Here is an 11882-nt window from a genome sequence, read left to right on the forward strand (position 1 = left end):
CGAAGGAACACACCATGAAAAGCTTCCGCACCTACCTCTCCGTCACCGCCCTGGCCCTCGCCGTGGGACTGGCCGGCTGCTCCGCCGCCGGAACCTCGTCCACGGGCACGTCCATCACCGGCGCCACCAGCTCAAACTCTGGAACGTCAGCGGCTGCCGGGACGGCAGAGGCCGTCTCGCTGGACACACTCGCCGCGGACACCCACTACGACGCTGACGACCTCACCTGGGACGCCGCGTCCGAAGTAGCCGTGACCCTGGCGGACGGTGCCAGCAGCGTGGCCGCCGGAACGTCGTCGGACGCCGTTAAGGTCGACGGCGACACCGTCACCATCAGCGCGGCCGGCGCCTACCGCCTGAGCGGATCCCTCTCGGACGGGCAGGTGGTGGTTGCCGCCGGTGAGGAGGACGTGGTCCGCATCATCCTCGACGGCGCCGAGATCTCCAGCTCCACCGGGTCCCCGTTCGTGGTGCAGAGCGCCAATGAGGCAGTTGTCTTCCTGGCCGACGGCACCTCCAACGCCCTCAGCGACGCGTCCACCTACACGGACACCGCCGAGGACGCCCCGAACGCGGCCCTGTACTCCCAGTCCGACCTCACCATCGCCGGCTCCGGCTCACTGGCAGTGGACGGCAACTTCAACGACGGCATCTCTTCCAAGGACGGGCTGGTGCTGGCCTCCGGAAATGTCACTGTGGATGCCACGGACGACGGCATCGTGGGCAAGGACTACGCCGTCCTGCTCGACGGCGCCTACCAGGTGACTGCCGGCGACGACGGCTTCAAGTCCGACAACGAGGAAGACGAGGGCCGCGGCTGGGTGCTCATCAACGGCGGAACCCTCAACGTCAGCGCCGCCGACGACGGAATCAAGGCCTTCAACACGCTCACCATTGCCGCCGGCACAGCCACGGTGGAAGAGTCCGAGGAAGGCCTGGAAGCCCAGCACATCGTGATCTCCGGCGGCACCGCCAGCGTCACGTCCAACGACGACGGCGTCAACGCCTCCGGGGGCAGCACGGGAACCAGCTCCCAGGGCGGCGGCATGGGCGGCGGCGAGATGGCCGCCGGCGACTACACCGTGGAAATCAGCGGCGGCTCGCTCACCATCAATTCGCAAGGTGACGGGCTGGACTCCAACGGCGATGCCACGATCACCGGCGGCACTGTGGTGGTCAACGGTCCCACCAACGACGGCAACGGCGCCCTGGACGTCAACGGCGAACTCGTAGTCGACGGCGGAACCGTGGCGGCAGCGGGAAGCGCCGGCATGGCGGTGACGCCCGGAACGTCCTCATCGCAGTCCGGCGTCCAGCTGACGTTCGGCTCAGCCCTTCCGGCCGGCACCACCATCCAGCTGGCGGATTCCAGCGGTGCCGTGGTGGCAACGTTCGTGACGGCCAAGCAGGCGGCGTCGCTGGTGTTCTCCTCGGCTGCCATCACCGCCGGTGGGGAATACACCGTGTACACAGGCGGCACCGCACAGGTCACCGCAGGCATCGGCGAGGGAACGCTCGACGGCGCCCAGGAGCAGGGCACCGTCACGGCCGGTGAGTACACGGCGGCACGCGGCCCCGGCGGCCGCTAGGGACAAGGCCATCAGCGGCAAGGTCCGGCCGGGCGGGAGGCGGGGCGGCCACGTGGCTGCCCCGTCCTTTTCTGTGCTGTCATTCTGTGCCGTCTTATGTGCTGAGCAACTTTCACTGAGTAGACTCGGGAACTGGTTCTCCTTACTACGCTCGGAAGAGGTATTCCCCTGATACGAGTCATCAGCTACAACCTTCGCAAGCACGCGGCACGCGGTGAACTGCTGGATCTGGCCCGCGACTTCGGGATAGATGCCTTGTGCCTGCAGGAGTGCGACACCTCCGATCTACCGGACACACTCGGGCCCCTGCACCTCGCCGATTCAACCAAGGGCAACAGGCTGGGGCTTGCCATCTACTACCGGATGGACCGCTTCACGGCCTTTGAAACCAACACCTTCGCGTTGAAGAAGTCATTGCACGACCGCGTCCTGGCCCCGGCCCATGAGCGTCTCATCGGCACGCGGGTGGTGGACAACGAAACAGACCACGAGCTGGTGATCGCCTCATTCCATGCGGCGCCCCTGACGGCCTCGAATTCGCTGCGCCGGAAACAGATCAAGGCCGCCCACGCGGAGCTCCTCGGGATGGGCAGCGGACTCATGACGCTCATGGTGGGTGATTTTAACTACCCGTTCTTCACCAAAAACCTCACCGAACACATGAAGAACTCCGGGTACGAACTCTCCCTCAGTGACCGGCGGACTTATACGAGGTACAAGATGTTCAAGGGGCATTTCGATTTTGCCACCTCCCTCGGGCTGGACATCGAGAGCGTGGAAACCCTGCCGCGCGGCGCCTCGGACCACCTGCCCATTCTGGTCTCCGCCGAATACGGCGAGGATTACGGTCCCATTCAGGGAACGCCGTAACCCGCACGCCGACCCACCAGCCCGGGAGGCCCCAGTGCGCAGAGATTGGATCCTGAAAGCCGTTCCGGGCGTGCAGCTGGCCCGAACGTATCAGCGGTCCTGGCTCAAGTCCGATCTTGCAGCCGGAGCGGCCCTTAGCGCTGTGCTGATTCCGGCCGGCATGGCCTACGCGGAAGCCGCCGGCCTGCCGGCGGTCAACGGACTGTACGCTTCGGTGGTTCCCATGGTGTTTTACGCACTTTTCGGCCCCTCCCGGATCATCATCGTGGGACCGGATTCTTCACTGGCTCCCATGATCGCCGCCGCACTGCTCCCGCTGGCCGGACGGGAACCTTCCCACGCCGTTGCGCTCGCAGGCGTCCTCGCCATCCTGATCGGAATCTTCCTCATCGCAGGGCGGATCTTCAGGCTGGGCTTTGTCACGGGGCTGCTGTCCAAGCCAATCCGGGTGGGCTACCTCAATGGCATCGCGCTCGCCGTCATTGTCAGCCAGTTGCCCAGGCTGCTCGGGATCACAGTTTCCGGAGACTCGCTGGCGGCAAAGGCCGCCGAAACGGCCGGTGCTGTGTTGCGGGGCGCCGCCAATCCTGTGGCCGTCCTGTTCGGAGTTGCCACCCTGGCGATCATCGTGGCCGGCCGTTTCCTCCCCTGGAAAGTCCCCGGCGTCCTGCTGGCCGTAGCGGCTTCCATAGCAGCGGCCGCCGCCCTGGACCTCGAGGGTGCCATGCCCATGGTCGGAGCCCTCCCTTCGGGCCTGCCGGCGCCTGCCCTGGGCGGCATCACCTTGGATGACGTTGCAGGCCTCATTGGTCCTGCGGCCGGAATCGCCCTGATTGCCTTCGCCGATACCTCGGCACTGTCCAAAAGCCTCGCAGGACGACGCGGCATCCACACGAGCGGCAACACCGAAATGGGGGCCCTGGGAATCGCCAACGTGGCCAGCGGGATGCTGGGCGGCTTCCCGGTCTGCGGCAGTTCATCCCGGACGCCGATAGCGCTCGACGCCGGGGCCCGCACCCCCTTTAGCGGCATCGTTGCCGCGGCCCTGGTGGTTGTGTTCATGATGGCGGCGCCCGGAGTGACGGCGTTCCTCCCCACCACCACGCTGGCCGCAGTCGTCATCGTGGCGGCCGCTTCCCTCGTCGATATCAAAACCCTGCTCCGGCTGGTCCGGATGAGCCGGATGGAAACGGCCCTCCTTGTAGCCACGTTCCTCGGGGTCGCGTTCGTCGGCGTGCTGCAAGGCATCGTCATTGCCATTGCGCTCTCGCTGATCGCCTTCATCCGGAGGGCCTGGGATCCTTACCGCACCGAACTGGCCAGCCTGGAGGACGTCCCGGGCTACCACGACATCAGCCGGCACCCTGAGGGCCAGCGCGTCCCCGGTCTGGTGATCGCCCGCTTCGACGCACCGCTCTTCTTTGCCAACGGCGCGGTGTTCGCGGAGCACATCCGGAATCTCGTGGCAAACGCCCCGGGCCCGGTGAAATGCGTGATTGTGGCCGCGGAGGCCATCACGGACCTGGACACCACGGCCCTGGACGACCTCGTGGAGCTCGACGACGAACTGGCCGGCCAGGGCATCAGCCTGGTTTTCGCCGAGTTGAAGGGGCCGGTCAAGGACCGCCTGCTCAAGTTCGGGGTCAGCAGCAGGTTCGGCCCGGACCACTTCTTCCCCACGGTCAACAATGCGGTGCGGAGCTACAAGCGGGCATCCGGGATCTAGGTCAGTCGGCACCCAGCGGAATCACATCAAGGCGGGACCCCGGGCCCGTGACCACCAGGACACGGTCTGCCGCGACACCCTCCAGGGCGAGGGCAAGCCGCTCCGGCAAGTCGCCAGTGGTCCCCTCGGACCCGGCGGGGGCAGGACCCGGCGGCACAGCAGTAGGGGGAACGGCTCCGGAGGTCCCGACGTCGGCCCTCCTCCACACGGTGACGCTCGCGCCGGTGACCTCTGCCGCCACCCGCACCAGCGGCTCCGGATCACCTGCAGCCACCAGGATCACCTTCCGGACCGTACGTTTCGGGGGCGCGGCGGACGCCGTGAGGGACCGGTCGTGCCGCCAGACGGCGAAGTGGTACCCGGCGGCCAGGCCCGTGGCCACCAGGAGTCCGAGAGGCGCCCGGGTACGGTCCACCAGGCTGGAGCCGGTGACGTCGTCGAGCAGGAACTCGAAGACGCGGTATCCGATCACCAAGAGCGTGATGACAGCGACGATCGCGCTCAGGCCGAAAACTGCGATGAGGTAGACGCGCCGGCCGCGGCGGCCAAGTTCGGTCGGCTCCGGCGGAACCCCGGGTTTCCAGGTGAACCACCACAGCGGTCCCCCGACGGCCAATGCACTGATGCCACCCAGCAGCAGCGTGCGGGCACCGCCGCCGGCCAGTGGTGTCGCCGCGATGCTGAGGAGTGAGTTCACCACGATGCCGATTCCAGTGGCGGCGGCCACCAGGCCTACGCCGGAAGTCACCAGCTTCGCTGCCTGCAGTGTGGTTTCGGCCCGTCCCACGGAGACGGTCCGGTGGTACGCCCAGACGAGGGAACCCACGGCTCCTGCCGCCAACGCGGCGCCCAGCGGTCCCACGATTTCGCTGATGGGGTCCGTGCGGTCGAAGGCGAGGCGGAGCAGGACAAACAGGACGGTGCCCGTGCCGCCAACCGCCAGGAGGACGGCCCCGAGGATTCCGACCACCACCAGTGCCACATCGGCGAAATCGGTTTTCAGCCGGCGTCCGCCGTCGTGAATCCAATGCCACCACCAGATGACGCCGCCACCGGCCCCCCAGGCCAGTGCCTGCAGCGCGAGCCTCCACCACGGATCCCCGATGGACGCCGAGGAAGTAAAGCCCTGGATTGCGGTGTCCAGGAGATTCGCGAGCGCTGTAATCGTGCCGCCCACTCCGACGATGAGCCCGTAGACCGCCCCCACGACGGTGGGGACGTCGGAAATCAACGAGGGGCTCTTTCGCGGATGGCGCCACATCCAGCGGTGCCAGGCGAGCACCCCTGCCCAGACCAGCCCGTTGGACAGTGAAAGCTGCCACCCCAGCCGTTCGCCTCCGATGACGGCGGCCAGGGCGCCGAGCAGACCGGCCGCCGACGAAATGAGCGAGACGGCGTACATGCCGGTCAGGTACAGCCCCCAACCCACCGACGAACGCTCCACGGCGTCATCAAGCCGCCGCCACACGAACCACCAGAGCCCGGCTGCCATGGGTCCGCCGATCAGCGTGAACGCGAGCGAACGGGCCAGGCCTGCCACGTCACCTGCGACGAGCACAGTGCCCGCGCCGAGCAGCCTGCCCAGCAGGCCGCTCAGTCCGATGGCGGTCACCACGACCAGTGCGAAAAGCAGCGTGTAGACGATGAGGCGGCGGACCGTGGGCTGGGCGGACCCGGCCGCGGGCGCAGGCACCGTTCGGGCGGCGCTCACTGCTTCACCGGCCGGTTGGTGCATATCCTGAGTTGCAGCGGCGCAGACGCGATCAGCCACTTGCCGTCCGTCTTGACGAGGTCGAACACGTCTTCCATTTCGTACTCGGAGTTGCCGAAGGGCCCGCCCCCGTTCGAAACGACCACCAGTACGTGCACGTCCGCGGACGATTCCCGTTCCGTGGTGGATATCAGGGTGATCCGCAGGTTTTCGGTGGGAGCCCTTTCGAAGTCCAGGCACTGGGTCCGGGCGGTTTCGGTGAGATAGGCGGCGGCCGCGGCTTCATCCCCATCGAGGACAGCTGCCGAGTATCGTTGCACCACGCCCTGGGGTGTGGATTCGTCCAGCAGGGCCGGTTCTCCCCGCGAGAACACCACGGCGAGGGCAGCAACCGCCAGGACGGCGATGATTGCCAGGATGATTACGAGGATCCTGTTCGGTCTTCCCGCCGGTGCGTCCATGTGGTCAGTATGGCGTACGGCCCACCCCCTAGCTACGGTACTTTCGGCCCTATCAGCGGTGGCCGGCATCGAAGAGGCTGGAGACAATCGTTGCCTCATGGGAAAAAGGAATCATGCGCCGAGCCCTCGCTGCCGTGTTGCTGGCGCTCCTCGGCGTGCTCTGCGGCTCGGTGGCCGGCTCAGCTGCTGCCCGTGCGGAGCCGCCGGTGGAAATCGTGGTGGAAGACCGCGCCGGAGTGCTTGACCGCAACCGGCTGGTCCCGGCAGTGCAAACAATTGACTTCTATGCGCCCACCCGGGTTGCCGTCTATACGTACCAGGGGTCCGCGGAGGCCAACCTCAATGAAGCGGTCCTTCGCTTCGCCCGGGCCAACCGTCCGGAGTGGATCAGCGCCGACGGCCAAAAATGGGCGGACGGACTCTTCATCTTCGCTGTGGACCCCGTGGGCCGCCATGTGGGCACCTACATGGGCGAGGACCGCAAGGTCTCCCTGGAGCAGCGCGAGGACATCCAGAACGCTTCCAAGGATTTGCTCCGGGACGCCCAGTGGACGGACGGGACAATCGCCGGCATCCGGCGGGGAGCTGAGCTGATCAACCAGCCGTGGTACCGGTCAACCGCGTTCCTGGTCACGGCCTGGAGCACTATGGCCGCTGCTGTCCTCGGCGCGGGGACCTGGTTGATTGTGCGCTGGCGGACCAGGGTGGACAGCCGCAGGGAGCTGGCCCGCGGGGATGCGAGCTACGCCAACGTCAGCATGGACCTGCAGGTCACCGAGCTCAATGCCGGCACCATTCCGGAGTCCTCGCGGTACGGAAGCACCGTCTTGGAGAAGCACCGCACCTTCCTGGCCAAATACAACGCCGCCACGGGGCTGTCGAACCAGGCGCACGCGCTGAGTCCCCGGTCCATGAGCCGGCGGCCCAACCTCAAACTCATACGGAACTTCGCCGACGCTTCCGCGGAACTGGATGCGCTGGATGACGTCATCGCCGACACCAACGCCCTGCTGAACCGGGGTTCGGCGTGGGCATCTGCGTGGGACCGGCAACTCGCACCGTTCCGCAGTGACCTGGCAGCCCTTGAGCAGATGCTCACCAAGCGGCACGCTGAGGGCGACTCGGCGACCGCCGCGGCGCTCCGCTCCTTCCGCGAGCAGAGCCACCGGGAGATCGAACGGTGGTCGGCCGAACTTGCCGACGGCACCATCACCCCTGAAACAGCGCTGGACCGGCTGCGGGATGCGCGGACGCGCCTGACAGAACTGCTGAAGAACCACGCGGACACCGTGATCGCCGGATTTGCCAGGAACGAGCGGGAAGCCGGACTGTTGCGCAAGGAAATGGAAAGCGCACAGGCAGGAACCAAGGCCAAACATGGCCGCACCTACGAGCCCAGCATCCTTGGCACGGTCTATCCGTCGTACTACTTCTTCTCGGTCCCCGCCTTCAACACCGGATTCAGCACGGGGGTGGGCAGCGTCAGCACGGCCCGCGGCGGCGGCAGCACAACCGGCTACGGAGCCAGCGGGGGTAGTTTCTCCGGGTCCGGAAGTTCATCCAACTTCTGAGCCCGGCTCTCCACGGGGATGGGCTCTCCACAGGAACGGGCCCATGCGGCCGGTTGCCGGGTCTCGACAAGGAATCCCGATCGGAGGAAGCTGAGCACCGTAAGCGTTTGTTCTATCGGTGCGCTCCGCTGATACCGGCTAAGCGAACCGACTCCGCTGTCCGGCTGCCGTTGGCGGGCCCGGGCAGTCCCATCCGCAATATTGATTGATGGAGAGAGCCATGACCACGAACGTTGTCGCTCAGCTCGCTGTGAAGTCCCACGATACTCCCGACGAAAAGCGCCGTCCCGACAAGACGGAGGTGGATCTTGTCTCCGTGGACGCGTACACCATCGGACGATTCACCTTCGAGCCCGGCTGGCGGTGGTCCGAATGCATCAAGCCGGTGGCAAAGACCGATTCCTGTCAGCTCAGCCATGTTGGTTACTGCGTTTCCGGCAGGCTCACCGTCCAGACCACTGACGGCAGCCAGATCAACATTGCCTCAGGTCATTCGTACAGCATCCCGCCAGGGCATGACGCATGGGTCGAAGGAGGGGAACCTTTCACCGGGATTGAGTTCGTCAGCGCCGCCGTCTTCGCCAAGGCCCCCGAATAGCCGGGTGCGGCACCACGTGCCGCCGTCGAAACAGCCACCGGGCCCTGTCCCCCTCGGGACAGGGCCCGGTTTGCTGTCCTGCTCACGTCACTGCGGCGGGTGGATCCTGTCAATGACGAAATCACCGCCTGGTATCACGGTGGTTTCATGACCATCGTCGAAACGCACCACGTACGGCGGCGCCCCGTCAGCGCCGTGGACCTCAATGATCTGGCCGTGCCGCTCCGAGGATCCAACCGTCTTGCCCCGGATAGTGATCCGGTCTCCCTGGGCTGCCTTCATGGCAATCACCTCCAAGACACCAGAGTACGAGTGTCGGCCCGGGGACAACAGGGCCGTTCCGCACTAGTAGGTCGAGCGGGCCGGGCCGCGGCTCGGATCGGTTTCTTCGGGCATCCCCTGGCATCTGGTGCGAGCGGGCGCTTGGCAGGAACATGGGGATAGTACTCATCCTGTCCCTGCTCCTGAGTCTGAGGGGGAACTGCCATGGCGGACGAAAAACCCACCAGCTGGTGGGCTACGCTGCCCGGTCTGCTGACTGCCGCTGCTGCGGTGATTACCGCTGTTACGGGGCTGCTGCTTGGGCTGGGGCAACTCGGGATGTTCGACGCCGGCCGGCCGGCCGCTTCGACGGCGAGCGCATCCTCCACTGCCGCCGGCTCAGCACAACCGGGCGGCACGGTCCCACCGACCGGCGCCCCGGCCGCCACCGGCAACAGCGCAGGGTGGACGGTAGCCTTGCCGGTCGAGCGCAAGTTCAGGGCAGCCGACGTTGAATATGAGATTCTTGGAGCCGGCGTGCGCCCCGACGTGTCCGGCAGGATCGCACTGACGTTCACGCTCAGATGCACCAACCACGGCAGGTATGACATCAACTTCTGGGACTCAACGTTCAGGCTGAACGCGGACGGAATCAACCATTCCCCCGATTCCGGACTGAACGAGCTGGTGGCAGGCGATTCAAGCAAGTCGGGCGACGTCCGCTTCATCCTTCCCGCGGACACGCGCGAAGCAATTCTGCGCATCAAATTTGCGCAAGGCGAGAGCACGGCCCAGCTCGCCATAACTCCGCCCTGAAGCTACCCGGCCGTCAAGCTACCCGCTTGCAGCGCCGGGTCGCTTCACGATAAAAAGCCCACGCGAAGGCCGGCGACCCTCTGCCCCCAAGGCAGCTGATCACCGGCCAGGGCGTGAAGGCTAGGCTCCGGCCCGGACGAACGTCACGCCGCCGGTGGCCGTGAGCCAGGACAGCGGGTGCGTGACCGTGGCGTTGACACCGTTCATTCCGCCGCTGATCACCTGGCCGTCACCAATGTAGATGCCCACGTGGCCGGACTGCACCACCATGTCGCCGGGCTGGGGTTCGCCCACCACTGAGCCGTAATTCATGAACTGCATCGGACCCAGGTCGCCCACGGGAATGCCCGCTGAACCGAGGGCCTTTTCCACCATGGCAGTGCAGTCCTGGGTGATTCCCAGTTGCGCGTATGCAGCAGAGACCATGGCGGCATTGGTACCGCCGGCGGCAGGGGCCGGCGCAGGGGCAGGGGTAGCCGCCTGGACCTGGACGGAAACCGCGGGCGCAGCCGGTGCCGGAGCAACCGGCGCGGGAGCGGCCTCCGCCGGAGCAGCCGCCTCCACCGGAGCGGGCTGTTCGACCGGCACCTCCACCGGAGCGGGCGTGGTGCTGACATCCGGCCGCTCGAAGCTGATCTTGACATGGGAGTCCGCGCTGAGGGGTGCTCCCACCTGGGCCTTGGCGTCGAGGGAGGACGCCGGGGCGGAGTCACGTTCCGCGGGGGCTTCGGCCGCCTGGGCAGCCCCGCCGCCGGAAAGGACCAGGCCCGAAGCGGCCGCCAGGACCGCAGCTTGGCGGCCCACCCCGCTCCTGCGGCCGGCGGATGTGGAACCGGAGCGCCCCGCTGGCGCGGTTGACCGGTGATGGGCGGGCAGATTGCGTGAAGACATGAAGTGACCTCTCCCGATGCCTGCGAGGTTAGCTGTCGGATTCGGATGGGAGACACCCGGCCGCAGTTGCCTTCCGCGCTGCGGAAAGCGTGCGGCTTCACCCCGAAGACCTGCACAAAGACAGGTCAAAAGTGGTTTCCCCGTCCCTGCCGGATGATTTTTCGATTGGATCCCGGACCGCGGCAGGGTTAGGCAATCCGCCCGGGAGTGCCGGTATCTGGGACAACGGGCACCGTTCCACCGTACGCGGGGCGCGCACCGCATGTCACATTGGGCTAACAGCGCCGCCGGGCGCAACGTCCCGGCCGCACCTGCCGGTAGCGGAGCTGTACTCGGGTGTACCGTCCGTAGGATCCGAGTGTTTTGCCCGGACGCCGCGAGGCGTAGTCTACGTGCATGTTCTTGCGGGGGGACTCACACGCTGGGAGGCATCATGCGTTGGTCGAATCACCCTGTCCGCAAACGCGCACGCCATGTGGCTGACCTCCCTGAGCCCTCCCCCGGGGGCTGGCGCGGCCGGCGCCGGACGGCGGTCCTTGGGGCGCTGCTGCTTGCTGCCAGAACCGTGTTTCGAGGGGCGGGCACGTCCAGGGGTGCGCGGGAATGAAGAGGACGACGTAGGTGAAACACTACTGTGTGGCCATCTGCCAGCTGAGCGAGCAGCCGCAGGAGGATTTCGACGTCAACACGGAGCTCCTGATCATTGAGGGCAAGGAACTCCATGTAGCCACGTGGGACGCGGAGCCGCGGGACGGCGGCTTTGACGTCCTGGTCCTCAACGACCGGGTCAGCGCCCTCGGATTCATGGTGGTCACCGACTGGGAGTTCCTGGAAGGCAGGGCCTACGGGGTGGTGGAGCGGCGGGCCGGCGGCTGAGTGGCTGGCGCCCGCGACAGGACAGCTGCGCGCCTCAGCCACGGATCGGGATCCCTCGCCCAGCGCTCCAGCACAACGTCCGCCCGTGCGCTCGCCTGCCCTTCGAGCCCTGCGGTTAAGGGACGGACGACGTCGGCAGCCAGCGGGTCCACCAGCTCACCCAGCCGCGCCTCCCGTATAAAGCCCTCGATCCGGGTGAGGTCGGAGTTGTTGAGCAGGGCCACCCGCGACTGCAGCAGCACCACCGCGGCCAGGCGCCGTTCGAAGACGGGGACCGACCAAAGCTCGGAGCTGAGGGCCGTGATGTCATCGTGGACAAGGTCACGGTGGCGGCGCAGCATGTCGCGGACGGTTCCCCGCACCGCACCCACGGACGCGCCGTAGTACTGATGCCGCTCGCCCAGCCGGGCCTGCGCCTCTTCCGCCCTGAGCCAGGAGCCCTCGCGCTGCAGCGCGGCATCCACGAAGTCACAGGCGGCAGTCACCCGTCCATTCTGTCGCACGATTCAACG

At 66.7% G+C, this 11882-nt stretch carries 12 protein-coding genes and 1 riboswitch; of the genes, 7 read left to right on the top strand and 5 right to left on the bottom strand.

Going from position 1 to position 11882, the window contains the following annotated elements:
• Positions 1 to 14: 14 nt before the first annotated feature.
• The 3 genes from WMN78_RS18175 (at position 15) to WMN78_RS18185 (ending at position 4185) form a co-directional block, all read left to right on the top strand.
• Positions 15 to 1589 (top strand): carbohydrate-binding domain-containing protein, encoded by a 1575-nt coding sequence (locus WMN78_RS18175; RefSeq protein ID WP_340535137.1) that lies wholly within the window; start codon positions 15 to 17, stop codon positions 1587 to 1589.
• Between the two features lie 171 nt (positions 1590 to 1760).
• The gene (locus WMN78_RS18180; RefSeq protein WP_340535303.1) at positions 1761 to 2459 is read left to right on the top strand and encodes an endonuclease/exonuclease/phosphatase family protein; all 699 of its coding nucleotides are present in this window, start codon (positions 1761 to 1763) and stop codon (positions 2457 to 2459) included.
• A gap of 34 nt (positions 2460 to 2493) precedes the next feature.
• On the top strand, positions 2494 to 4185 hold the full coding sequence (locus WMN78_RS18185; protein ID WP_340535138.1) for a SulP family inorganic anion transporter: 1692 nt from the start codon (positions 2494 to 2496) through the stop codon (positions 4183 to 4185).
• 1 nt (position 4186) lies between these two features.
• Here the strand turns inward: WMN78_RS18185 and WMN78_RS18190 are convergent, their stop codons facing one another.
• Positions 4187 to 5896 carry a DUF5671 domain-containing protein gene (locus WMN78_RS18190; protein WP_340535139.1) on the bottom strand — a complete coding sequence of 570 codons (1710 nt, stop codon included), beginning with the start codon at positions 5894 to 5896 and terminating at the stop codon, positions 4187 to 4189.
• Positions 5893 to 6357 (bottom strand): hypothetical protein, encoded by a 465-nt coding sequence (locus WMN78_RS18195; protein ID WP_340535140.1) that lies wholly within the window; start codon positions 6355 to 6357, stop codon positions 5893 to 5895. Before WMN78_RS18195 ends, WMN78_RS18190 begins: the two co-directional genes overlap by 4 nt.
• Positions 6358 to 6470: 113 nt before the next feature.
• Between WMN78_RS18195 and WMN78_RS18200 the strand changes: the two genes are divergently transcribed.
• Together WMN78_RS18200 and WMN78_RS18205 are read left to right on the top strand one after the other, a co-directional pair.
• Entirely contained in the window at positions 6471 to 7928 is a 1458-nt protein-coding gene (locus tag WMN78_RS18200) for a DUF5129 domain-containing protein (RefSeq protein ID WP_340535141.1), read from the top strand.
• A gap of 220 nt (positions 7929 to 8148) precedes the next feature.
• Positions 8149 to 8526: a cupin domain-containing protein gene (locus WMN78_RS18205; RefSeq protein WP_340535142.1), complete on the top strand. Its 378-nt coding sequence runs from the start codon at positions 8149 to 8151 to the stop codon at positions 8524 to 8526.
• A gap of 87 nt (positions 8527 to 8613) precedes the next feature.
• Here WMN78_RS18205 and WMN78_RS18210 read toward each other — a convergent pair whose 3' ends face one another.
• Positions 8614 to 8808, bottom strand: coding sequence for a DUF1918 domain-containing protein (locus WMN78_RS18210; protein ID WP_340535143.1), 195 nt, complete (start codon positions 8806 to 8808; stop codon positions 8614 to 8616).
• Positions 8809 to 9012: 204 nt separating this feature from the next.
• On the opposite strand from WMN78_RS18210, the gene WMN78_RS18215 reads away from it, so the two are divergent.
• On the top strand, positions 9013 to 9603 hold the full coding sequence (locus WMN78_RS18215) for a hypothetical protein (RefSeq protein WP_340535144.1): 591 nt from the start codon (positions 9013 to 9015) through the stop codon (positions 9601 to 9603).
• Positions 9604 to 9723: 120 nt separating this feature from the next.
• Here the strand turns inward: WMN78_RS18215 and WMN78_RS18220 are convergent, their stop codons facing one another.
• Positions 9724 to 10494 carry an NlpC/P60 family protein gene (locus tag WMN78_RS18220; RefSeq protein ID WP_340535145.1) on the bottom strand — a complete coding sequence of 257 codons (771 nt, stop codon included), beginning with the start codon at positions 10492 to 10494 and terminating at the stop codon, positions 9724 to 9726.
• Between the two features lie 3 nt (positions 10495 to 10497).
• Positions 10498 to 10689: riboswitch (cyclic di-AMP (ydaO/yuaA leader) on the bottom strand.
• 426 nt (positions 10690 to 11115) lie between these two features.
• On the opposite strand from WMN78_RS18220, the gene WMN78_RS18225 reads away from it, so the two are divergent.
• Positions 11116 to 11370: a hypothetical protein gene (locus WMN78_RS18225; protein ID WP_340535146.1), complete on the top strand. Its 255-nt coding sequence runs from the start codon at positions 11116 to 11118 to the stop codon at positions 11368 to 11370.
• On the opposite strand, the gene WMN78_RS18230 is transcribed toward WMN78_RS18225, so the two are convergent.
• Positions 11337 to 11855, bottom strand: coding sequence for a DNA alkylation repair protein (locus tag WMN78_RS18230; RefSeq protein ID WP_340535147.1), 519 nt, complete (start codon positions 11853 to 11855; stop codon positions 11337 to 11339). The two genes, WMN78_RS18225 and WMN78_RS18230, sit on opposite strands and share 34 nt — an antisense overlap.
• Positions 11856 to 11882: the final 27 nt, after the last annotated feature.

Source organism: Arthrobacter oryzae (assembly GCF_037911235.1).
Taxonomy (GTDB): Bacteria; Actinomycetota; Actinomycetes; order Actinomycetales; family Micrococcaceae; genus Arthrobacter; species Arthrobacter oryzae_E.